The following is a 25710-nucleotide window of genomic DNA, read 5'->3' as shown; positions in this document are numbered from 1 at the left end:
CCCCGGTTATCTTTTTCTAAATTTCATTTGAACCTTGCGCTTTGAACCACCTTCCTGTTCCACTTCAATATTCAATGTTTTTTCATCGGGCTTCTCATCATCGCCGCCGGCCGGCGTGTAAGACGTCGCTCCTCCCTCGAGGTCCTTGATAAGATTCTCTTTCTCATCATCCGAGACCGTGATGCCCTCCTGCCATTTCGGTTTGTCGTCGTCTTTCATGTCTTCAGGAGGGGGAGGGGTTTCCCCGGCGCCCATGGAAAGGACCTGCCCCGCGCCCACGTTTTGTGAACCGTGCTCGTTCATGACTTCGATCAATCCTTCCAAAACAGCCACAACCATCTGTTGGTCATCGACTATTTTTTCCACAACCACGTCTTTGTCTTTTTCCTTTTGGGCCTTGTCAGCGTCTTCCTGAGCCTTGCGGGCCTCTTCCTCCGCCCGCCGCCGCTCCTCCTCGGCTTTTCTTAACTCCTCCTCGGCCCGGCGGCGCTCATCTTCCTCTTTCTTGAGCTTGGCAAGCTCGGCCTCCCGTTTTGCGCGCGCTTCCTTTTCATAAGCTTCTTTTAAATCCTTCTTGGTTTTTTCCAATCCCTGTTTCAACAGCTGGCTCTTTTTGATCTTTACCTTGATTTTCTTTTTCTTTCCGGGCGTCACGCTGACCGCGGCTTCGGTGCCGCGCACCGCGCAAACAGCGGTGTTGGAATGGATCGCCATGGACTGGCTTGATTTACCGTGCAAAAGTTTAAGCCAGGATTGCCCGCTTTCCATAAAAATGGATCGAATCCAGCGCCTGACGCCGGTCGAATCCCTGTCCTCGACTTTATCCAACGTGACCATGGAACGCTCGTTGATTTTGACCTCGGATCCATCGGTCATTAAAATCGCCACTTGGCTTTTGGGGCCGGTGCGCAGGGAATCCCCGATAAAAAGGAATTCTTTGCCCTTGAGCCCGGTGAAATTTTTCTCGCCCCCGCGCCTGAGGGCCACATCGCCCGCAAAACGGCTGATGATGCCGTATTTTTCAGCGCCGTAGACAATGGAAGACGGCGGGCACAATGCGCACAAGGCCAAAAAAACGCCGATCAGCTTGCTGTTCATTGCAACCACGCCCTTGTGATTTTCGCTTTTTTATTCTCAAGCGCCTCGAGCAAAGCGTTTAATTCCTCGGCGCTCATGCCCTCGCCCTCCATGCCCGCGCATTGATAACCGTCCAAGGCCCGGACCAGCTCGCCTGAATTGCCGGCCAATCTCTGGACAAGCTCCCAAGCCTGGGAACAAGCGTAGTTTTTGGCGCGTTTCTTCTCTTCCCTGCGCCGCCGCTCCTCAAGATTGACGGTCATCGATACGCGGTTATTTTGCATATTGTCGTCGAAAAATTCGCTGTAAGCCTGAATCATCGCCAAACGCGCTTCCTGGGAAGGCATGCCGACGAATGTTAAGCGCTGAACATCTCCCGGGGGCAAAGACACAATTTTCTTGGGAGAATCATTAGTGGCCACGCCGTTGACGTAAAGGCTGACCGCGACATTCGCCTCGGATTGCGCGCCCTGATTAACGATCGTCACCCGGAAAGGAATGGCGCCGATGGCATCCACCGGGGCGTCCGGGATAATTTCCAACGACGTCAGCGCAATGTCCCGGCTTTGGGTCGACTGTTGCTTGACGCTGAAGGAGAATGGCGAACCCGCTTCCGCGACCTTGATTCCGGCCACGTCCAAACCTTCGACCTTCCAATAATAATTTTGACCGGAAGCCAGACGCTGCCTGGGGTCCGGCGGATTGTCCGGATAAGTAAAGGTGGTTTCCGGCCCGACCGTAAAGCCTTCAAAGAGGACGTTATAGAACGAAGGATCATCATCCACGAGAATACGGTAACGGCTTGCGCCGGAGCCGGACCAGCTAAATAATAAGGGCGTGGCCACAAGATCGCGCGCGCCGTTGGGGGGAAAAAGAAGAGTGATGATGGGTGAGGAAATCGCGAACACGGCTTTTTGAACGACGGTTTGTCCGTCTAAAACCGCCGTGGCCGTCAACGTGTAGTTTCCGGGAACCGTATAGATTTGAGAAACCGGGATGCCCGCGATTTGACTGGCTGATTCTCCGACCACCGATCCCGGGGCCGCGTTGCCGGAATGCGTGAATACCTGTTTGCCGCTGGGATCAGTGACCGCATAGGAAAACTCGATCAAATTCGTGCTGGCCGCGGTGTTGTTGACTTTTTGCAGGAAACCGATGGATTCCGTTGAATTGAAATTGGTTCTGGGCGTGCCGGCGATATCCACGGCCGATGCGCTGCGGCCTTCGATAGCCGCTGAAAGCGGCGAGGCCGCAATCAACACGATTAAGAAAGCGATCCGCCCATTGCTCATCTGATAATCGCCAGTTTCTTGACGACTTTAGCGTTTTTATTATTCGTTGTATCGCGCACCTGGACCACAAAAACGTAAACGCCGGAAGCCACCCGGTCTCCGTAAAGGTTGGTCGTATCCCAGCGCGCCCTAAAAATACCCGTGCCCGAATCACGAATATCTCCGCCGCTTAATTCGCGAACCAGGTTCCCGGCAATGTCATAAATGGCGATCCTGGCCTCGATGGTCGGAATATTGGCGATAAAGCGTATGGTTGATTCGTCTTTAGCGGGGTTAGGGAAAGCAAAAACACTTTCCGTCTTGATGACTTCCCACTCCAGACTCACCCTCACGTTCTGTCCTTCGGCCACACTGACTTCCGTAGGTTCGGAAAAACTGTGCCCGTTGAATCCGACGAGCGTGTAATTGCCGGGAAGAAGATTTTTAATCTCGTATTCGGAGCTGCTGTTAACCGGCGCGCGAGCCACGACTTGCCCGCCCGCTTTAAGCTCGATATAAGGCTCTTCGCCGGATGTCTGCCCCTGGGCCAAAGCGCCGTACCTGGCTTGAAGGTGCGTGACCGCGCCTTGGGCCGATTCTTTCGCCTTCAACGCCGCAGCTACGGAAGGCGCCAGCGCCAACGGCCCGGAAATCGAGCCCAACCCATAATTAACCCCCAAATAATAATTGATCTTGGAACTGCCCGCCGGCACATCCTCCATATAAACGGTGCTGATAATGTTATTGGCGGTCCAAGTCACCTTGATCCGGTATTTTTTGCCGGCCGCCAAACCGGCCAGCCTGTAAATGCCGGTGCCCGTGGCTTCGCTGAGGGTTTTCAAAATTGTTTGGCCCGTGTCTTTGTCGATGGCCTCCACCACGATGCCGGATAACCCTTGTTGATTGGCCTGGGCCACCCATCCGGTAATGGCCGTGGGATCGCCGGGTGGAACGATGGAAGGCGTGGAAACCGAAGGAGCGGACCAATTGCCGTCGGAATCCATAGTCCACAGCACGAAATAATGCGTCACTTTTTCCGCCAAGCTGCTGAGGGTGATGGTTCGTGAAGAGCCCGGCGTGATCTGGGTAAAAGCTTGCGTCGTCTGGGCCGTTTGTGTAGACCAGACGACGCCCTGGGTATATGTCGAGTGCTGAATCTTGAAAGCGCCGTTGATAAGAAGTCCTTGAGTCCCATCGTCGCCGGGAACCGTCCACGCGAGTTGAACTTCACCGGGGGTATCCGTGGGCGTTGAAGCCGTCAAATCGCTCACCGCCGCCGGAGGCGTGGTGTCCTGAAAAATAAAGGTCGACGCTACGACAAAGAAATCCCCAAGATTAGCGGGAACCGCCGCGTCTTGAGCCGCGGCCGTCACGTAATAGGTGGCGCCATGAACAAGATTAGCTTGAAGCAGCGCCGACGCCGTCAACGTCCACGTTGACGCGCCAGAAGCCCGCGCGGTTGATTCGATCACGTCCCAGCGGTCCAAGGCAAAATCCCACCATCGCCCGTCATCAAGCCGGCGCAATTTCGAATCAACCAAAACCGGTCCGGAAGCGCCAGAACCGGAGTCGGAGGCCGTTCCCGAAATTACGGCGATGGAAGAGATGGCGGTGCCGTTGGCCGGAGCCAAAATTGAAACGGCGGGTTTAGTCGTATCAAAACCAAAAGTAACCGTGGCATAGTTGACGCTGAAAAGCCCGACCGTATCGGTCGAACGCGCCACGACGCGATAGCTGGTATTGTCCGCCCAGGGGATCGCCGTGGTATTGAGCGTCCACGAATTTTGTCCGGAAGCGTTCAGCCAGAACGAATTGATGCCGATAAAATCCGATCCCGTCCAGTATCCGTTGGAACCTAATTCTTGAATCGAAACCTGGACATTCGATATGCCCGAGTAATCGAACGCCGTGCCCGAAATCGCGGACACCGCCGAGCGATAAGTGTCGGTCGGCACGGTGACGGCTACGATCGGCCCGCTGACGTCCTTCAAAACAATAAACGCGTCGATCAACACGGCCGTGGAACCGGCCACATCCCAGGCCCGGACCGACACATAATTCGTCGGCCCGTCCAAAAGTCCGGCGAAAGCCAGCGACCAATTATTCGTGGATAATTGGACATTTAGCGGCGGCGTAGCGATATTCGTCCACGTCAACACATTGGCTGCCGCTGTCCCGGACGTGGAACTTACGCTGTACTGCAGCGTATGCAATCGCGACAGCGAGTCGTTGAAATCAACGTCAAAAATCGCGCCCGGATCGCTGTTGAAATAACCGTAGGTCTTTGGAGCGACGGTCACGTTGGCCAATGTCGCCGTGATTACCGGCGCGGTGGTATCTTTAAGGACGTAGAACGCCGCGTAAAGCGTGGTGCTGTTGCCGGCCACGTCAAAGGCCTGGACGGAAATGTAATTGGTATCTCCTTCGGCCAAAGCGTTCCAGACGGAATTAGGCAGGCTCCAATTGGTCGTAAACGGCGTGGGCAAGGAAGCCCCGGCATCGGTCCAATTCGTCAAAAACGGCCCGGCGCTTCCCGGCACGGTCGACGCGCGCACCTGAAATTTATCAAGCCCTGAACCGCCGTAGTCCTCGAAATCAATGTCATAAACGCCGTTATTGACGCTTCTCCAGGTATTGTCGCCGCTTTGATTGTCATTGATGACCGGGGCAATGGAGTCGGCCCCTCCCACCAAGGTTCGGGTGCTGCCCAAATTAAAGAATAAGGAGCCGCCGATACCCGCGCCATTGATCGCGGTCACGCGTAAATAATAATCCGAATCTCCGATTAAATTGCTCACGGTCGCGGTTGTGGCTGAAACAACGGTCGAGTTCTGGACAAGGCCGATAAAATCCGTCGATGTTGAAGCCGTGACCTGATATGTTGTCCCGGGACCGTTGCCGTTGGCGCTCCATTGAGCGGTGATGCTGCTGGAGAAAACACCCAGGAATACCGGGCCCGAGGGCGCGGCTGGGAGGGCGACGGCTGTGTAAGTGGAAGCGACCTGCACCGGCGAGCCGGTTGTGATGCCTTTTAAATTCCTCGAACGCGCCTGGAAATAATACAGATGATTGGGACTAAGCCCGGTAAATGCCGCCGACGCCGTGAACACCGATTGCGAACTTAAAATCAAACTAAAGTCGGAAATACTAGAGGCTTCAACGAAATATTCGGTGTTCGCCGGATTGTTGCTGCCGGACCATGAAAGGCTCAAGGAAGAAACATTGACGGCCGTCATCGGGCTGGCCAAAGAGCCCGGTGGATCAGCCAACGTGACTCCTGTGGCTACGTTCGACAGCGCGCTTAAATTGGGCCGCGAATCACGGGTCCAGAGCGCCGTATAATAACTGGTGTTCGGCACAAGGTTGGCGTCGCTGACAACATGACCGACCGCTGATCCGGGCGGCACGCCGAAGGTGCTGATATTGACCTGGGCGGCAGCCGACGACCAGGCAAACGAAAAACTGGAATATTGAATTTGATACCCGCCGACCAGCGTATCGCTCATGCCGTCATCGCCCGGCGCGCTCCACTCAAATCGAAGCTGGCCCGTGGCCGACGGCGTCAAGGCTGAAAAATTGCTGACGGCGGCCGGCGCGATCAGGTCAACGGCCGTTGTGGTGCTGACCACCGCGCATCCCGTCGTGGTACCGGGGTCATCCACATTCCTCGCCTGCACGCAAACATAATAAGTCGTTCCCTGGCTCAGCGCCGTAATCGCCGTGCTTAGAGTGACGAAATTTTCAGCAAATGGAACGGGTTCCGCGAAAGGAATCATGCCGATTTCCGTTGAAACCCTGACCCGATACGGCGTGTAAGACGGGTTGCCCGCCGCCTGCCAAGTGAGGACAAAACTCGATCTCACGACATTGGAAAAAACAAAGTTATCCGGCGTCGCGGCATAGGTGTAACTTGACGCCAAATTGGCAAAAGCGGTCGCCGTATTATTGGAATTGACGGCTTTGACGCGCATAAAGTACTGGGTGTTGGTGGACAAACTAACGATGGAAGCGAACGTGCTCAACGTCACGCTCGACGCGGCCAGGGGGGAAAAGCCCGAATCCGTTGATACCTCGAATACATAAGCCGTATAACTCGGATTGCCGTTGGCGCCCCAAGCCGGCGCAAGCGTCGTCGTGCCGCGCGCTGAAAGATAGGGATTGGCCGGCAGGCCGGCCAGCGTGGACGTCGACCCCAAACTTAAATAGCCGGTTTTAACGCCGCCATGATTAACGGCCCGCACCTGAAGCTGATAGGTGGTATTGGACAACAAAGAGTTGAATGTCGGAACAGCAGCGGTTAGGCTCGTGATCTTGGTTGTAAAACCGTCGGATGAAGCCTCAGCCTCAAACAGCGTGCCCGGGGGATTAGCGCCTGCGTCCCAATTGATCGTGATCGAGGAAACAGCCACCATGGTAAACGTGGAAACCGCGCCGACCGGCCCAACGGCCAAGGTCACCGTGGAGCCGGATGGGCTGATGTAATTGCTGACATTGCCGACGCCCGGATTATTCGCGCGCACCTGGAAGTACCAGGTCGTATTGGGCGTGATGCTGAAGAACGTAGCCGAGGTCAATAGCGTGGTGCTGGTTATTTTGGCCGGAGAAAAGCCCGAATAAGAAGAAATATCGGCGTCGTAAAGCGTATCCGGGCCGTTGCCGTTGGAATTCCAGGACACGCCGATGGAAGAAACAACAACGCTGTTAAAAATGGGTGTCGCAGGCGGATTGATGCGGGTGACGGTTGAGCCGAGGCTGACGAAAAGCGTCTCCACCGGAGTGACAGCGTAATTTCTAGCCTTGACCCTGGCGTAGTATGTGGTGTTGGCAAGCAAGTTTCTAAACCCCGTTGACGTCGCGATAAACCAGGAAGAAAAGGCGTCGCCCGCCCCATCAAAAGCCGGGGACGTTGATAGCTGGGCACTGAATTCGGTGTCAGCTGCGTTGTTATTTAAACTCCAAGAAATCGTCATACTCGACTCTGAAACATAAAAATAATTCGTGGCGCTGGGCAGATTAGCCAACGTGACCGTTGAGCCGATGAACGTGAACGTCGAGCCGACGTTTTGATAATTGATGGCCCTGACTTGGAAAAAATAAGTGGTGTTGCCGAAGAGAGGGGGGTTGACCGTCCGGAATGTATCCGTGGTTTGGAATCCCCAAAAGCCGCCGAAGCCCGGATCATTGGAAACCTGCAGCTCAAATTCCGTGCCGCCCGGATTGGAATTAGCGTCCCACTGGGCGGTGACCGAGCTGGCGCCGACAAAAGTGAATGTCGAGGCTAAGGAAACGGGTGGATTGGCCAAAGTCACGGTCGAGCAAAGGTTTTCAAAAATTGAATTCACACCGTTGTGATTAACGGCCCGGGCCATGCCGAAATACGTTGTGTTCGCAATAAGCCCCACCGGCAAGAAAAATGTATTGATCGTGGTCGTCGCCAAATTGCCTGAAAATCCGTTGTCGCCGCTGGGGTTGCCCGAACAACCCGATGTTCCGGGAAAGGCGCCGCTGGAAATAGCCGCATAATAGATCGTTCCGGGAAAATTCCCGGCATTCTGCCAATTGGCCTGAACGCTCGATGCAAACACGTTCGTAAACGCGGAGACGATGGGTTTGGCCGCCAACGTCGAAGTCGAACCGATCGTTAAAAAGCTCGTATTTTTATCGGCATGATTTTTGGCCCGGACTTGAATCTGGTAAGTCGTGTTGGCTTGCAGCGCGCTAAAGGCGGCGGGCAAAACCGTGGTCATGCTGGTCATGATGGTCGCAAAACCATCGGAAGATGCCTGGACCTCGTAACGGGTATCCGAAGGATTGCCGCTGGCGAGCCAGTCGGCTGTAATAGCGCTGCTTGATATGGAGGGAAAGGCCGTTGCCGCGGCCAGCGGCGCAACCGCCAAAGTTACCGTTGACCCCGAAGGGTTAATGTAATTGCTCACGGCCCCGAGACTTGGATTATTGGAGCGCACCTGGAAATACCAGGTCGTGTTGGGCGTGATGGTAAAGAACGTGGCCGAGGTCAAGAGCGTGGTGCTGGTGATTTTTGCGGGGCTGAAACTGGAATAGGAAGAGATATCCGCGTCATAAAATGTGTCCGGGCCGTTGCCGTTGGGATTCCAGGACACGCCGATCGAGCTGACAACAACGGCGTTGAATTGAGCGGCGGCGGGAGGGTTGATTTTCGTCACTGTAGAAATCGTGACATAAGAGGATTCGATGGGAATCGCCGATAAATTTCTTGACCGAAGGCCAAGGTAATACGTCGTATTGGCCGACAAACCGGTGATGCCGCTGGATGTGCCCACGGTCCAGGCGGTGAAAAGATCGCCGGCGCCGTCAACGCCCGCCGCGGTTGAAATGCGCGCGCGGAACTCGGTGTTCGGCGGATTGCTATTTAAGTTCCAGGAAAACGTAACCGAAGATTCGGAAACGAAATCAAAAACCAAGGACGAAGGAAGTCCGGAAAGAGTGATCGTCGATAAAGGAACGGTTACGGGAGAATAGAATCCCGCCCAGTTGCGTGAATTCGGCCTGATGTAATAGGTGGTGTTTGGGTTTAATCCCGCGGTGATGGTCAATGTCGTCGCCAGGCCATCAGACGTCGCGGAGGACACAATCGTGCCGTCCGTAAAATTCGTCGATGAAGCCTCGAGCAAAAATCCGGTGGATCCTCCCGTCGGTATCCCCCATGCTGCGGAGACGCTTGACACATAAATAGCCGTTACCTGAGGGCTGGGCGGTTCCAAGGCATTGGTTGACCTTGGAGCGATGGTTACGGTCGTCACTTTTTGGTTCCAGTTATAACTTCCGGCTTTAAGATAATAGGTCGTGTTGGGATCAAGACTGATAATGGCCAATGAAGTCGCCAGCGTGTTGATTGTCGTTGAAGAAAAGATCGTTCCGGTGCCGCTAAAATTAGTGGAAGAGCCCTCAATCAGAAATCCCGTTGAGCCTCCGGTCGGCGTGCTGAAATTAACGGTAATCGACGTTGAGCCCCACCCGCTGGCGTCAGCTCCAGCCGGCGGATTCGCCAGCGTTGCAGTGGCGGCCACGGCTGAAAATTGATCCAGGTTATTCCAATTGATGCCCGCGACTTGAAAGTAATAAGTCGTGTTCGCGTTCAAACCATTGACGCTTAGGGTGGTTGCGGCACCGTTCGTCGTGGCGGATGAATAAAGCGCCCCATCCGTAAAATTCGTGGAGGAGGCTTCCAAACGAAAACCAATGGCCGTGCCCGAAGGCAAAGTCCAGGAAACATCCATGCTGGAAGTTGACGGATTGAACACAAAAGAGCCTGGGGAGGCCGTGCGCGTGGCCGTTGAGCCGATATTCACAAACGCTGAATGCGAAACGCCGTCGCGGGCCAAAGTTCTGGCGTCAAAAAAGTAGGTAGTATTGGGCGTCAAGCCGGCGAAAAAGGCCGATAAGGATGCCGTGCTGATGTTTTGATTTCCCAGAAGGCCGTTGGCGCTAGGCGACGATTGGGAAGACAAAATCACGTTATACGTGCTATCCGGAGCGTTTCCGGCTGAAAGAAAATCCACGTTGAGGCTGAACGGTCCCGGCGAAGAGAAAGGAACCGAAGCCATGGCCGGAGATTTGGCCAATGTTTGCGTCGAACCAAGGCTGACGTAGGAAGAATCCACGCCGTTGTGGCCGATGGCCTTGACCTGCACATAATGCGTGGCATTGGCGTAAAGCCCAGTGAAGATATAAGAAGCGCTTAGGGTGACCGTGCTTTGATTGGCGGAAAGGCCGTTCGTGCTGGGCGACGGTTCCGAGGACAAAATCGCCTGGTAGAACGTGCCCGAAGAATTGTTGTTGGCCGACCAATTAGCCTGGATGCTGGAAGTAAAAACTTGGGTAAAAGCCGCGGCAACAGGCTCAGTGGCCATGGTAACGACCGTAACGCCGGAGGACGTGACCACGCCGCCCGCGTTCACCGCGGCGATATAGCGAAAGTACGTGGCATTGGCCATCAAACCGCTATCTACGCTTGTGGGGCCCTGCATCGAACCGGACCCGCCCGATGCCGTCAATGTGAGCGTTCCGGCGATCAAGGAAAAGGACCCCGCCGGATTTGTCGAACCATACAGCCTGAAACCGAACTCATTGGTCGAATTATCCCGCCAAGTCCAATTGATCGAATTAGATGTCACGGTTGCGCTGCCAAGCTCAAGCGGCGCCTGGACCTTGCTTAAAGAATTTCCACCCATCGGAACAGCCAGCCCCGTATTCGTCCAATGGGCGATTTTAAGATCAGAAACGGTATTGCTGTAGTAAGAAATATGCACGGCGCTGACGCTGTCGATGGCGACGCAGGAACGCAAGCCAACGTCATTATTTGAGTCTAGGGTTCCCGTGGACCAGGAAACGCCGCTAAACGATGCGAATTTTAAATCCGCATTGCTGTTGTCATAGTAAGAAACGCTTGGATTTCCCGACCCATCCAGAGCAATTGAAGGGTAGGCGCCGACATAACCATCGGCATCAATCGTCGAGGTCGACCAAACTGCTCCGTTATATTGAGCGTATTTTAAATAGCCATTGGAGATGACATGGGTATACGCCACATGCAAATTTCCGCTCCCGTCTATCGCGATTGAAGGAGAATAAAAAGCGGACCCGCCCGTATCAATCGTCGAGGTCGACCAGGATGTTCCGTTGAACTTAGCGAATTTAAGATCGGTGCTTGGCCCGGCCGGATAAACGATGTGGGCATTAGCGGCGCCGTCGAGAGCAAGCGAGGGGCGCTCGGTAATGCCTCCCGACCAAGTATCGACGGTTATCGTGCTCCAAACAACCCCGGTCCACCGGGCATATTTAAGCGCGCTGTTGCTGAGATCAAAATAAGCGATGTGGGGGTTGCCCATTCCGTCGATTGCGATAGAAGTCTGATGCCCCGCTAAACCTGAAGAGTCAACCGTCTGCACCGACCATGAACCGTCGAATTTGGCGTATTTCAAATCTGAATTCGTCGCATTAAAGTAAGAGATATGCGGGTTGGCACGCATATCAACGGCGATTGAAGGAGACTCGCCAACGTCCGCGGAAGAATCAACCGTAACCGGACTACCCCACGTTGCTCCCGTACGCTTGATATAGAGAAGATCGGTATTGCCGACATCCCGGTAAGCCACATGAAGGTTGTTATCCCTATCGATAGCCATGGATGTCCACTCGCCGACCGCCGAAGAAGTCCCGTCCGCAACCTCGAAAGAAAAAAGCGAGTTGAAAGCCGCGGCCGTGGATGATTGCGCCGACCAGTTATTCGCTTCGTCCTTCGTCCAAATGCGGAAATAATAGAGAGAAGTCGCCGGAAGCAAAAATGTCTCGGAAACGGTGGCTCCGGGCGTCATGCCGGAAGTGGAAATGACGATTTGAGCGTTGGCCGTGCTCCAGCCCACGGCTGGGAAAGCGGTATCCGTGGCATACTGAATTCGGTATTCACTGCCTATAGACAAAGCGCCGGCGCCGCCGTCATCGCCGGGCGCGGGCCACCTTAAGGTAATTTTATTAGGCGTTCCGCTTTGCACGGCGGAAAGATTATTGATGGTTGCCGGCGGCGTCAAATCAACTGTTAACGTCGACACATCAACGTCGAAAGCCGTTGTTATACCCGAATGATTCCTGCCCCAAACGCGAAAATAATACGTCGTTTCCTGGGCCAAACCGTAAACACTCGTTCCCGTAGCCACGTGCAAATTCCATCCGGTCTGAGAGCTGACGGCTATGGTGAACGCATTACTTGTCGAATATTGAATTTGGAACCTCGTCGATGACGGATTATTATTCAACGCCCAAGAAATCACGGCGGAATTATTGCCGACGCCTAAAACAATGGTGCCTGTCGGCGGATTAGCCAACGTGGCCGTCGAGCCCAAGGCGCCGAAGGGCGAATCGTCCATGTCCAGATAACTGGCCAATACCCCCGCGAAGTAAGTAGTGTTGGGCGTCAATGTTCCGGTGGATGCCGTGAGATCGGGAGTAAACGAACTAAAAACAACGCCCGTGAAATCAGCGGCCGTTGACACAAGAAAGACATAAACAAAACCGCCGGGATTAGCCGGCGACGGATGCGTCCACTGAGCGGAAATCGACTCCGTGCTCAACGGTAAATACGCGGCGCCGGTCGGCGAGGAAACGAGCTTGGAAAAGAAACCGCTTTCAGCGGTAAAAATCCCGCCTGAAAATTGCTGAACGCCTATCTGACCCAAACCGCCATAAACGCTGTAACTTCCGGCCGCGGCCTTGACCGAACCGGAAAGCCCGTGCGTATCATCGATAACCTTGGTCGCTCCTGAAGATTTAGTTCCGGCCGCATATAAAGGAGAAGAAAACAGGGTAAGCGCGCCGACGGCCAACGGCCACGCGGCCATTATAAGCGTCAGCGAGTAATTTCGCCCTCTCTTGCTCACTTTAATTTACCCGTCGATCTCCTTTTTCTTAATACCAAAATAAACGCTTAAGGCAAAAATTCGATGGTCATGCCGTCGGCATCAACAGCGCCGGCTCCAGCGCATGCTCCACCGCACTGACCGGTTACCTTAATGTTGATTGCCGAAGAATCCACCTCGGATGCCGATGCATTGGCAGCGCCGACGCTTGGGGACAAAGAGGTAGCCAAAGATGTGGCTATATACTGCTGCGCGCTGGAAGCTGTTCTGACAACCACGGCTTCGACAACCCATATACCCACAGCCGAGCTGTTGGGCACAGAAATCTGCCTGATCACAGAAGAGCCGAAATAAAGCCTGATCTCCCTGGTATGGGAACCGTCCGTTGATGTGTAATCTCCCCACGCTTTGATTCTGACTGCGCGGCCGTCCATATTCAATGAATTGGCCGGGAGCGAATACGTCTGTAGATCGGTCTCTACCGTGCTTGCCGGCGTGCCTTGGGAAGTAAATGCCCTATAAATAACCCCGGAGAGATCAGCTAATCCCGTGCCTACTCCCATTTGGGCTTTAACCGGACCGTCGAATCTGGTCGCGCCCAGAACATGCAATTTGCTGGCCGGTAAATTTGTTCCCACGCCCACATTGCCGCCGGACATGGCCAGAATCGCGCTGCTGGAGACCTGTAAGCCGATATTTTCAGGGTTGCCGCCAACCGTAATGAAACTCGCGCTGCTGGCCTGAACCAAACCGTTGACATCCAATGCGACTCCGACAGCCGGCGCGAGACCAACACCGACATTACCGACAGCATTCACTATTAGACCGGTCGTTGTCTGCGAACCGCGAAGCTGCACGGTTCCATGAACGTCAAGTCTTGACACGGGTCCAGACGTGCCGATGCCGACATTGCCTATGGAGTTCACGCGCATCACTTCATCGGACCCGGCAGGACCTGTGCTAATGATGAGCGGTGCTACGCTCGTCCTTCCGGTGATGTGAAGCTTAGCCTGGGGCGATAGGGTCCCGACGCCGACATTGTTTTGAACGCCGACAATCAACCCCAGCGCATTGGCATCCGCCGATGTCGAAACGTGCAATACATTGCCGCCTCCCTGACGAATTTCCAATTTAGCGCCAGGGTTAACGACACCGATGCCGATATTGCCGGGGCCCATAAATCGGGCGATGTCGCCGCCGCCAGTGTTCGAAAATATGAAGGCAGGAGCGCTAACGGTATTCGCGGTGAATGAAGCAATCCCAACCACATGAAGATCGGCATCCGGCGAGGTCGTGCCGATGCCCATCTTGCCGTTGCGAAGAACCGTAAGGGTGGTGGCCATAACCTGGAAAACGGGAGATGTATCGGCAATCCCGGAACCCAGGACAGAGAGCGCCCCGTCGACCGTTCCCGACGCCACATAGAACGTCGAAGAGGCTTGCAGCGTGTTACGGTTCTGGATATAAGAAGTGGAGCCGCCATTGAGATTGGCGGCGGTGACGTTGGTTAAATTGGAACCGTCGCCAAAAAAACCGCCGTTGGCGGTAATGCTGGAGGTGGCCAGGATGCCTCCGTTCACATCGAGTTTGCGAATGGGCGCAATCATTCCGATGCCCACATTACCGGATGTTCTGGCCAACAGCGTCTGCCCGTCCACGGAGGCCGAAGAAACGTAAAAGGTGGAACCGGCTTGAAGAAAATTTTGATTCAAAATAGAGTCAATCCCTAAATTGACCCATTGGGGGGAAGACCCGCTTGATCGTAAATAAGTTCCTGCGCTTCCGATCGACAAAGTCCCGATGGAACCAACGCCGCTGAAGAATGGCAGTGATCCTTGGGAAACCCCCGAAGCATCAACGCCCAAACCGCCCCAACGAGTGGCGAGAATATTGGAAATTCCAGCCGCGGTCGTGGATTGGACAGCGTAAGCGGAAGTTGTGGCATGAATGGCATAAACGGAACTGGTCAATTTTTCCCTGGGCGCCAAGGCGGTCAAGCCGCCGCCGACAGCCCCGACATTGACCCTCAAGAACCAATTACCAGTGTCCAAATTAACGCCGGCAGGCAAAGTAAACGTGCTGTGAAACAAACCGTTTTGGACATCCACTGTTTGCACGGAACCGTTCTGGCAAGTCCCGGCTGTCAGATCGTCACAAAAATCAACACGAACGTCCCTGGGCCCGCCGACGGGTTGTCCGTTCTCTTTTAAGCGACCCTGATAGGTCATTAAGTCGGGGGCCACGGCCCACGCGATTCCGCAGATAAGATTCACAACGACAATGCTCAACATCATGATTTTGATCAGGTGTCGCATTTTTGCCTCCTGGATTTGTTCGGATAAGCCATTGTATGGCTTGCTATTTATGAGATTGCCGCGCCCTCGCTTTGAGCGAGGGCGCGCAATGACTAAAAATCGTCTTTTCGACATTAAAATTTGTAACTCATGGTAAATCGCTGGGCATAACCCAGGTCGCCGAAGGGAACGAAGGCGTAATCAGCACTGAAGAAGTTCATCACCTTGAACCCGAACCCGCCGGTCACGCCTTGCTTGAATGAAAAACCGGCAAAGGAATTTTCTTCGCCGGAACTCGAACGATTGCTGTGCAAGTACCCGCCGCGAATGCCGAAGACGCCCAGGAACCAATATTCCGTGCCCAGGCTGATATCGGTCCGGCCGCGGGGGCTGACGCTTAATTCCATAACCTGATTGACCAAACCGCGATAAGCGATCCCGAAATGATAGGAGAGGGGGAGGGGGAACGCCTCGCGGCCGAGGTGAAGTTGGGGGCCGAGATTGCGAACCGCGAAACCCGCTGAAAAAGGCTGGCGGAAAGCCTTGAATTTAACCTGGGCGCCGGCATCAAGGCCGAAGCTATGCCCTTGGGCCGAAGCGATTCTCTGCTGAACGATTTTGCTGGTCAAGCCCAAAGCAATGGGACCGTCGCCCATGCGGCGGGCCAACGAAAGCCCGAAAGCATGATCCTCGGCACGGAAATAGCCGTCCGGCTTTTCCGATTCAGTCGTACGCCGCTCCAAATCCTCCACCTCGAGCCCGGTGAGGGAGAGACCCCAACTGATTCGATCGGGATGAAAGCTGGCCAAAGCCATTTGATTGATTTCAATGCCTTGGAACCAGGCTGAACGTGAGGCCTGCAACTCGCGCCAAGAACTTTTATGACTTTGCGCCTGAGCTAAACCGGCGGGATTAAAATAGGCGCTGGAAGCATCATCAGCCAACGCCACGAATGAATTGCCCAAAGCCTGAGCGCGGCTGCCGAAACTGATGGTTAGGAAAGGGGCGGCGGTTGTGCCAGGGCCTTTAGCGAGTAGGGGGGATACGGCTAATGCCAGATACCCCACCAAAAGTCTCCCTACCCAGGCTCGTTTCATTCAGCACTCTCCCCCAAACTACTGCTCTAAGGTTAACCACCCAGGCTCCTTACAGCAATGAGAGTTTAGTCACAATTAAGGGGGCACAAAGAATGTTAAATATAAAGACGTGACCCTATAAATAGACTAAAAAAAGCTGCTCTCATCCTCTTTAGGTACTGGTTTCTCTGGTTCTAAGGCAGGTATTGTTTCTTGTGAAACATTGGATTCATCCACCGAAGAGCCGGATTCCGGCCCAAATCCAGGCAAATTCATTGCTTCTTCCGACTTTTTGTTTTTAGCGGCTGCCACGTTTTTTCTGCCGGCGCTTTTGGACTTTTTCTTGGGAATAGCGGCCTTCGCCTGAACAGGCTTTGATTCTTCAAAAATCGGCTTTGGCTCCTCCGGAACCAAGGATTCCGGGCCGGATTCCGGAACTGCAGCCGCCGGAGGTTCGGCTAAATTATGCGCGCTATGCGTTGCCTGAGCCTCAGGGACGGGCTGCTCAAACGTGGCCATCTGAGAATGTTCTTGCGGCGCCCCTAGAAAAGACCGATAAAGCCAAAAAACCCCGCCGGTTGCCAAAACAACCAGTCCGGCGGCCAGGGCCCATTCTTTAGGGTTGCTGAGCCATCGCTGGAGAGGCCCTGATTCCGCCGCTTCCGGTTGAACGATTGGAGAGCCAACTTGTTGAGCGGCGCCGGCCGTTTTTTGCTCAAGGCCTTGGACCGTCTTCATCTGGGCGGATAAAACCTTTTGAAATTTTTGAAGCTGATCGCTCTGAATCCTCAAACTTTCCTCAAATCTTTTGACACGCTGCTCGATCTGCGGATCAGGGGCGGGGGTTTGGGCGGCGACTTTAACTTGGCCCTCCATTTCCGTCATTCGGGCTCCGTAAGCATCCTGGGCTTGGCGCAGCTTCTCAAGTTCGCTGTGCAACTCCTCCTGTAATGAACGAAAAGACTCATGCGCGCTTTGGAAAGCGGCCGCGTGTTCCGGACTTTCCTTGGAGGCCTCAACGCCTGCCTGAGGCTGCTGCATCGCGCTCATAGCCGCTTCAATTTTTTCCTGGCGGCGGCGCAACGCCTCCGAATACTCGGCCCATTCTTTCTGAAAAGCACCAAAGGCCAGGTCGATCCTGGCTACGGCCGGAGGCAACGCCGTTTCAAACCCGCTTAGACGCCCTTCCAAGCGATTCAACGTCGAGTGCAATTGCTCGAGTTGGCCGCTCTGAGCAGCCGCATCCGAAGACAGCTTGGTCATGGTCTCCCGCCACTCGTTGGAAAGACGGTCGAACAGCTCATCGAAACGCTGCACGCGATCCTTCAACTGGCTCTCCAATTCCGCCTGTTTGTCGAAAATCCTCTGCGTCCAGCTTTCAAGATCATTGAGCCGGCCGACCAGCAATTCGGTCTTCGGGGATTCCGAGGCCGGTATCGCAGCGCCCTCGTTCGTATTTTCAGCGGGCTTGCGGAAATCGGGGATCTCCCGCGCTCGGTGCCAATCAGCGGCGTCGATGCCGCTGGTGTTTTCCGGACAAACGAGAATGCTGTTGTTGAACCAAGATTGGCCCATGATTTCAGCCGGCGTCATTGGACCCACGACCTCGCCGGCGTAATAGACCCTGTAGCGCATCATCACAAGCTTGGCCGCAAATCGTCTAAAATTCAAGTAGGGAATGACAAACTTTACTGGGCGCTGATGAACAGGCAAGTGAACCGGCTCTTGCTGCTCATAGCGGCTGTTCACGCGCTTGCCGCCTTTTGCTTCTTCGGCTACTATCCCTTCGGCTTCTTCCACGATGACGCCATTTACTGGACAGGCGCGGTTTCCTTAAGCCACGGCTCCTACCGGATGATCAGCGACGCGCATGCGCCGCTCTTGGTGAATTACCCCATCGGCTATCCTTTATTAATTGCGCCCCTGGCCATGTTCTGCGATCAGTGCCCTTGGCTGGCCCAAATTGTTTCCGTTCTCTTAAGCAGCCTAGGCGTTTATTTGTCCGGCCGCTTGGCCGCTTTTTTGATTCCGGGACGATGGTCGCTGGCTCCGGCTCTATGGCTGGCGATTCATCCTTTTATGCTTCGCTACGCTTCAACGGCACTGGCTGATCCCGCGTATCAAACAATGACGTTGGCCGTCTTGCTCATCTTGGCCGAAAAATCAAAAAAGAAAAACGCCGTGGTTCGGCCTGCGGCCGGGTTAGGTGCCCTTTTGGGCGTCACTATTTTGTTGCGCAATATCGGCTTGGCCATGGTCATGGCCGCTGTCGCCGATTTTTTATGGAAGCGAGGCAAGCGCTCCGCCGTCGCATTGGGGTTAGTTGCTCTGGCTGTCTGCGGGCCTTGGTTTCTGTGGGTTCGCGCTAATAATCCCAGCATGAGCACATATTGGGATTTTTGGCAAAGTTCCGGGCTTAATCCAAGTAATTTAATCGAACATGCATTGACCCTGGCCAAAACTTATTCTCAACAAATCACTTTGCTCGTCCTGCTTCCCGTGGCCCCCCTTGATCCAACCTTGCTGAACCGGTTTCTTTGGGGCGGCCTAGCCAGCGCGGCCGTCATGGCCGTTTTGATCTGGTCGCTATGGAAACGACTGGCCGGCGAGCTTCGCGCTTTGTCGTTTTATGTGATTTTCTATGCCGCTATTCTCTTAATATGGTCGCGCCAGGATATCCGCTACCTTTACCCCTTAATAGCGCCCGCGGGTTTGCTGATGTTCGTCCAACTCGGCATTTGGGCTGAAAATTCCAAGTTCAAATTTTTTCGGATCGCGCGAGCGGCGATTGTCCTGCTGTTGGCTTTGACCGCATTCGGCGCCATTCGCCAGAGCCTGGAACCGGCTGCGCAGCGCCCGTCCATCCCTTTGCAAACATTTCATTGGATGAAAAATAATCTTCCCGGCGATTCGGTCGTGGCCAGCGCCTCGGTTTCAACGGTTTATTTCTACGCCCAAAAAAAAGGCCTTGAATTTCCTCGCATCAGAGAAAGCGCGGATTTGCTCAAGCAACTTAGAAAAAACGGCGCGCGATTCGCCCTGATCGAAGGCGATTTGCTGCTCTTTAATCCACCAGACGCGCCCAGGGACATCACCAATTGGACGCCCTTCGCCATGCTGGCTATCGGGCAAGACCCGTCCAGCCGCCTCCTTTATCGCAATGAAAACGAAAATACCTGGATTTTCCGGCTGTTTCACCCTGAAAAATAGCCTCTTGCAATCAGCCGCAAATATGTCATAATCAGATTGAAGTTGAAGATAGTTGTGTGTTCCTCAAAAGACCTTACTGGACGAAAGTACATTCCGCACCAGAAGTCCCATGCAGGTTCCGTAACTTGTGCAGTTCCTGGTTTGATCCGGGTTGCCATTAATAATCTTCAACATACACAATACTAGAAGGAGTCTAAGAAGAAAATGGGAAAAAGACTGTATGTTGGAAGCCTTCCGTTCGAAACGACGGAAGATGAGCTTCATTCACTGTTCAACGCTGTCGGCACCGTGGAAAGCGCGAAGCTGATCACGGACCGCTACACCGGCCGATCCAAAGGGTTCGGCTTCGTGGAAATGGCGGACGATACCGGAGCGCAACAGGCCATCCAAAAAATGAATGGCAGCCAGGTGGGCAGCCGCAAAATCGTCGTTAGCGAAGCCCGCCCCCTCGAGCAGCGCAGCCCCAACGGCAACTCCCGTGGCGGAGACCGCGGCGGCTACGGCTCGCGGCGCTATTAATTAACCCGTCTCGCATCCTTAAAGGATGCGGGGGAGACTTTAAACCCCTCGCCGTAAAACGGCGGGGGGTTTTCTCTTTTTAAAAAGGACTTTCTTACCAAATCAAAATAGGACTTTAGGGTATTGACACGCTTTATATTTTGTTAAATAGCCCCATTGCGCGGTTGGGAGAAACGACTCTCCGGCCGGTTCGAACCCGGCTGGAAGTTCAAAAAGCACAACGTGTTGGAAATAAAGGAGATCATCCTGGCGGTTCCAATTCATGCTGCATCCATCGGCAAACACTCCGGCGACCATGATCATCATTATTCATACATCGGTCGTTCAATTGCTTCCCAAACCCGTATAACCGCCGCGCTTTAAAAAACGCGGAAGGTTGGCCGTCGCCGCCCTCGGCGACATTGGAGGAGTGTATGCGAAAAACAATCCTGTTCGCGGCCGTTGTGTTTGCGGCCTGCATCCTCGCCGGCGCCCAAGCCATAGCCGACACCTCGGAATCCCAAGCTCTGGCAAAAGTCCCCAAACAGAAAATCGTGGTCTTCGATGATCCGCGCCTCACCTGGGAACAGAAAGAAGAAATGATCCGGCAGGCGGGGGGAGAACCCGTGCGCCGGTTAGTTTCGATCAACGCCGTTGTCGGCTACTTCCCCCGAGGGATGGCTCTTAATCTCGATGATCAACCGCAAATCAGTTTGGTTGCGGATGATGATTACGCCCAAATGATCGTCGGCGAAGCAGCGCCGCTATTCGCGCCTGCGGTTCCACCCAAGGCCCAGCAAACGCCCTGGGGCGTTGAGCGCATCGGCTCATCTTACGCCTGGCGCCAGGCCCAAGGCCGCGGCGTTAAAGTCTGCATTATTGATTCGGGCGTGGACGTCACCCATCCTGATTTGGCCGGAAACGTGATGGGCGGCGCAAATTTTGCGGAATCCACGGGCACGCCGACCACCAATATTGAAGACGAATTAGGCCACGGCACACATGTCAACGGCATCATCGCGGCCATGGACAATGCCACAGGCTTGGTGGGCGTGGCTCCTCATGCCACGCTTTATCAAAGCAAAGTCTTCGGCTCCTCAGGCTACACGTCCTGGTCGACAATAATGGCCGGCATCGAATATTGCGCCTCGATCGGAGCGCAAGTGATCAATATGAGTCTGGGCGGATCAAGGAACAATGCCGCGCTTCATCTGGCGGTTCAAAAAGCGCATCAGCAGGGCATTGTGATCGTGGCGGCCGCGGGCAATGATTACGGCCGTCCCGTCGCTTTTCCCGGCGCTTACCCTGAAGTCGTCGGCGTCTCGGCCAGCAATATCAACAACGCCTTGGCCGGCTTCTCAAGCAAAGGCCCGGAAGTTGATCTGATCGCTCCGGGAGACGACATTCTATCGACTTATAAAGGCGGCCAATACCGGGAAATGTCCGGCACGTCCATGGCCAGCCCTCATGTCGCCGGAGTGGCGGCGTTAATCCTATCGCGCAACAACACGCTCTCCAACGTCCAAGTCCAACAAATCATGGAGCGCACGGCCATGACTTTAGGGCTGGCTCCGGAAGCTCAAGGGCGAGGCTTGGTCAATGCGCGCGCCGCGGTCGTCGAAGCCTCGATGTCGGCTCACGACCGTTTGATGGCCGATACCCCCTCCGGCACTGCGACCATGCCGTCGGTTCAAGGACCTATCCGCATTCGCGTGCCGACCACCCTCAGCGGAATCCCCAGGCGGCCGGCCAACCCTCAACAAGGGCTTCAGCAAGTCAGAACTATTTTCGGAAACTGAGTAGTACGGATCCTGAGACCGATTCCCCGCGCCTTTGCACAAAGGCGCGGGGAATTTTGGATTTACCCTAGTGGACGCAGCGACAATTTCGCATACAGTTTGCAAGCCGAGATTGGGTCAGATGCGAGGCGCACCGCAAGGAGCTTGCCTGAAAGGCAAGTGACTGAGGATGCAACGACGCAGATGGCCCGATATCGGCTTGCCCCGGAGGGGCTGGGCGATTTCGGGCTGCGCCATTGCCGAATTTTTCTTACGTACCTTTCAGGTACGCCGCAAAAAATTCGGCTTCGGCTCGCTCCAAAATCGCCCAGCAAACTGTATGCGAAATTGTCGCTGCGTCCACTGGCACGGGCCAAAACCTGCTGATATGCTTATATGTAGCATTGGAAATATAAAGGAAGCGAATGGAAACTCTTTTATTGTGGACGGTGGCGCTGATCGCGGCGGCGATCGTTATCGCCATAACGCTGCTGGGCGTTTCCACCGTCGCCAGGCGCTATCGGCAACAGCGTTTTGAGCGCCAAAAAAAAGCTTGCGAACGGCTGCTGGCCGGGATGCTTTCTGAAACCTCGCAACGAACGACGGCCGCCATCCTGGAGCTGAAAAACTCGTTCCCCCAAGAAACAATCGAACAAATCCTCAATAAATATTTGCTTGAGCGCGGCTCTTCCGACAAATCCCTCGCGGAAATTTATGAAGCCACCGGAATCCTGGATCGATACATTCGCCAATTTCAAGAGGGTGAGCGCTGGACGGATCGAGCCTTAGCCGCTCAAAAATTAGGGGAAATGGGTCACCCTAATGCGGTCATACCGCTGATTACGGCCATCAGCAACCCGGCGGAAGAAGACGCGGTCAAGAACGAAGCCATGTTCTCCCTGGGGCGAATCCGGGACCCGCGCGCCATTCCCTACCTCATCCAAGGCCTGAGCTCCAACAACCCGACGGCGGCGCAACCCATTGCCAACGCGCTGTTAAGCTACGGCGAAGATGCCGTCGCCGGCTTATGCGAATGTCTCAATAAATCGACGGACGAAAACCAGCGTTTCTGGTCCGCGCGGGCATTAGGTTTAATCGGCTCCGCCGCCGCCGTTCCGATGCTGGCCATCGCTCTTCGCGATCATAGCGACAGAGTCCGCGAAGCGGCGGCCGGGGCGCTGGGCAACGTCAAAGCCGTCCTAGCGGTTGCCGATTTGCGCATCGCGCTGCTGCGCGATCCGGTTCTGCGGGTGCGCGAACGCGCCGCGGAAGCCTTGGGTTTGATTGCCGATGAGTCCGCTATTTCCGCCTTGGGTCAAGCGCTGATCGAGCTTGATGAAACCACCAAACACCGCGCCATGGAAGCCCTCGCCGCCATGGGCCCGAACGCCGCCCCCATTTTTTTTGAAACCCTGGAACGCGGCGACGCGCACAGCCGGGCGCTGGCCGCCTCCGGCCTTGAAAAAATTCAAGCGGCGGCGGCTCTGATCGAAAGCTTAAGCAACGAAACAATCCGCGCGCGCGCCCTGAACATTCTTTTGATCATGGCCAAATCCGGCGTCGTGGAAACCCTTTGCCGTTCCCTCAAACATCCCGACGCTGAGATCCGCTTTGAAATTTGCCGAATTTTAAGGGAAGCGCGCCAGCCCAGGAGCTTCGACGCGTTGATCGAAACCGCCATGACCGACGCCGATGCGGAAGTCCGGTTCCTCGCCGTTGAAGCGCTCGTGACGCTGGGGGAAGAAAAAGCGCTGCCGGTCATCCTGCGATCCCTCAAAGAAAAAACCAAAGAACGCGCCGGAATCATCAAGGCGCTGATCCATTTTTCTTCACAGAGCTTGATGAGCATCCTGCCGGAAATCATGCCGTTGGCCAAGGATCATGACGAGTGCGTCCGCCAAGCTGCCGTTAATCTATTAGGCTTCATTCCTGCCGTGCAAGCTGCGGACATCCTTGTCGCAGCCCTAAAGGACTCAAGCCCGGACGTCCGCAAAGAAGCGGCCCTGGCGTTAGGCCGCCGTAGAGGCGAACCCGATGACAGCGTGGCCCGAGGGATATGCCAAGCCTTGCTCGATGCCGTCAACGATCCCTCGCCCGATGTGCGCTCCATGGCGGTGCGCAGCCTTGGAAATTTTGCCTGGCCCGAGATTCTCGCGCCCCTGGTGCGAGCCTTTGAGAAAGCGGATGAAACATACCGCGACGATATCGCCGATGCTTTATCCAAGATCGAAACCGATGTCATCATCAAAGCGTTGCCCTCGCTGCCGATCAAAGAAACAAAAACAAAAGCCGGCATCGCTTGGACCCTGGGCTTGATCGGGGATGAGCGCGGCTACGCCACGCTGGTGGGCTTTTTGCAAGACAAAGAGCCTCTGGTGCGCGCGGCCGCGGCCGGCGCCTTGGGCAATTTTCGCTCGGAAAATACGGCCAAACTGTTGAAGGATTTCCTCGCCGACCCCAACGAACGGGTGCGCGCCGCGGTCGTCAATGCCATCGGCAAATCAAACGACACGGAATCGCTCCCTCTGATCGCCGATCACCTGGATGACCCGGATCTTTTCGTCAGCCAGAGAACCGCGCTGATGCTGGGCGCCCTAGCCGGATTGCTTCCCGCTGAAGACCGGGCTCGGCACAAAAAAAGCCTGCGCGCATGGTTTGAGATGAAACGCGAGGATGAATCCTCGCGAACCGCCGGACTTCTGGGACTGGCGTTAATGGAAGACAAGGGCGTTTTCCGCGACGCCTTGGGAGCGCTCTACGACCAGAAGCTGGGACCCCTCTGCCGGCGCATGCTCCAATCCCTGCCCTTTGACATTCGCCGGCGTTTTTTCACGGCCGTTTCTTTGGATATGCAGGTTTACCTGGCCTCCCACGGCGACCGCCGTAAAATCGCCGATCATTATGCCGAGCTTCTCTTGTCAAGCCGCCGGCCCGAAGACCGGCTGCGCGCGCTCGAAGCCCTGCTTCTGCTCAAAGATGAACGGGCGCCGGCTTTGGTCGAAAACACCCTTCAGGGCGATCCCTCCGCCGATGTCCGGGCTCAGGCGCTTAAAACGATCAGCGAATTGCTGCCGGGCTCCATGGTCCTGGAAAAACTCGCCCGGGCTGTTCGCGACCCAAGCGATTTGGTCCGCCGCCGGGCGATCGCCCAGCTTCAAGAGCTCAATCCCAGAGAGCTCGGCGAATCCCGCCAGGTTCTCCTGCCTCTATTGAACAACCCGAACGATTGGGTGCGCGAAGCCGCGGCCGAACTCGCGGGGCGCTTCTTTGAAGACAAAGCGCAAGAGCTGTCGGCCCTTGTCAATGAACAGACGCCTAAATACCAATTGCTCGGCCTGCTTTCGGCGTTGGGACGCATCGGCCACAAAGAGTCGGCCTCTCTTTTTCTTAATTTCTTGCGCGCTCAGGACGCCGAGGTCAGATCCACCGCCGCCCGATGGGCCGCGCACAACGGATTTTTGGCCAAAAAAGAACTCTTCTCTTATTTGGACGATCCCCAGGAAAACGTGCGCATCGCGGTCATCCAAGGCCTGGGGCGTCAATTGGACGGCTCAATGATGGAGGCATTGGCCGCCAAAACAGAGGACCCTTCGCCCGCCGTTCGATTGGAAGTCGCCAGAATTTTGGGCAAAAAACGCTTGGCCGACGACGCCCGGCCGGCGCAAATACTGGGGCGGCTTCTGCGCGACCAGCATGTCGAAGTCAGAATCCAAAGCCTGCTTTCTCTCTGGCGCCACGGCGTCGCGGACATCGCCCAGGAAGCCGCCGAAACCATGGCCGGGCTCGCCCAGATGGACCGTCAAGCCTTTATCGAGCGCGTTGAAAAAGACGGCTTTATCTTGGAGCTCCAAGGCGTCCTTAAAAACGATTTGAGTCCGGAGAAACGAATCGATGCCTTGAAAATCTTAGCCGCGCTCGATGGCCGGAAATACTTAAAAAATTTATTGGACGCCTTAAACGATCCCGCCGGACAAGTCCGCCTGGAGGCCGTCCGTTTGCTGGGCGACATTCAAGACCCGGCAGTCAAGAATGCCCTGGCGGCTCTGGCCAACGACCCGACGGAGGCGGTGCGCACGGCCATCCGCTGGCTTAATCTCAAAATCGAGTAACCG

At 55.1% G+C, this 25710-nt stretch carries 11 protein-coding genes; 5 read left to right on the top strand and 6 right to left on the bottom strand.

What is annotated here, in order from left to right; all coding sequences use genetic code 11:
* Window positions 1–6: 6 nt before the first annotated feature.
* From HYT79_04435 to HYT79_04410, 6 genes are all read right to left on the bottom strand, one after another.
* Window positions 7–1098: a FecR domain-containing protein gene (locus HYT79_04435; protein MBI2069830.1), complete on the bottom strand. Its 1092-nt coding sequence runs from the start codon at window positions 1096–1098 to the stop codon at window positions 7–9.
* Complete coding sequence (locus HYT79_04430) at window positions 1095–2369, bottom strand: hypothetical protein (protein MBI2069829.1); 1275 nt, start codon at window positions 2367–2369, stop codon at window positions 1095–1097. The genes HYT79_04435 and HYT79_04430 overlap by 4 nt, the downstream gene beginning before the upstream one ends.
* Window positions 2366–12724 (bottom strand): fibronectin type III domain-containing protein, encoded by a 10359-nt coding sequence (locus HYT79_04425; protein MBI2069828.1) that lies wholly within the window; start codon window positions 12722–12724, stop codon window positions 2366–2368. Before HYT79_04425 ends, HYT79_04430 begins: the two co-directional genes overlap by 4 nt.
* Before the next feature lie 86 nt (window positions 12725–12810).
* A complete protein-coding gene (locus HYT79_04420; protein MBI2069827.1) occupies window positions 12811–15057 on the bottom strand; it encodes a hypothetical protein in 2247 nt (748 codons plus the stop codon).
* Between the two features lie 113 nt (window positions 15058–15170).
* Window positions 15171–16133: a PorV/PorQ family protein gene (locus tag HYT79_04415; GenBank protein ID MBI2069826.1), complete on the bottom strand. Its 963-nt coding sequence runs from the start codon at window positions 16131–16133 to the stop codon at window positions 15171–15173.
* Window positions 16134–16259: 126 nt separating this feature from the next.
* Window positions 16260–17861, bottom strand: a complete 1602-nt coding sequence (locus HYT79_04410; GenBank protein MBI2069825.1) for a hypothetical protein — start codon at window positions 17859–17861, stop codon at window positions 16260–16262.
* Here HYT79_04410 and HYT79_04405 point away from each other — a divergent pair.
* From HYT79_04405 to HYT79_04385, 5 genes are all read left to right on the top strand, one after another.
* Entirely contained in the window at window positions 17814–19322 is a 1509-nt protein-coding gene (locus tag HYT79_04405; protein MBI2069824.1) for a hypothetical protein, read from the top strand. The two genes, HYT79_04410 and HYT79_04405, sit on opposite strands and share 48 nt — an antisense overlap.
* 204 nt (window positions 19323–19526) lie before the next feature.
* A complete protein-coding gene (locus HYT79_04400) occupies window positions 19527–19841 on the top strand; it encodes an RNA-binding protein (GenBank protein ID MBI2069823.1) in 315 nt (104 codons plus the stop codon).
* 156 nt (window positions 19842–19997) lie between these two features.
* Window positions 19998–20204, top strand: coding sequence for a hypothetical protein (locus HYT79_04395; GenBank protein ID MBI2069822.1), 207 nt, complete (start codon window positions 19998–20000; stop codon window positions 20202–20204).
* A 50-nt stretch (window positions 20205–20254) separates the two neighbouring features.
* Complete coding sequence (locus tag HYT79_04390; GenBank protein ID MBI2069821.1) at window positions 20255–21619, top strand: S8 family peptidase; 1365 nt, start codon at window positions 20255–20257, stop codon at window positions 21617–21619.
* A 404-nt stretch (window positions 21620–22023) separates the two neighbouring features.
* Window positions 22024–25707: a HEAT repeat domain-containing protein gene (locus HYT79_04385; GenBank protein MBI2069820.1), complete on the top strand. Its 3684-nt coding sequence runs from the start codon at window positions 22024–22026 to the stop codon at window positions 25705–25707.
* The last annotated feature ends 3 nt before the right edge of the window (window positions 25708–25710 follow it).

Source organism: Elusimicrobiota bacterium (genome assembly GCA_016180815.1).
GTDB lineage: Bacteria > Elusimicrobiota > Elusimicrobia > JACQPE01 > JACQPE01 > JACPAN01.
The sequence above is the reverse complement of the archived record's forward strand: the minus strand, read 5'-3'. Positions and strand labels throughout refer to the sequence as shown.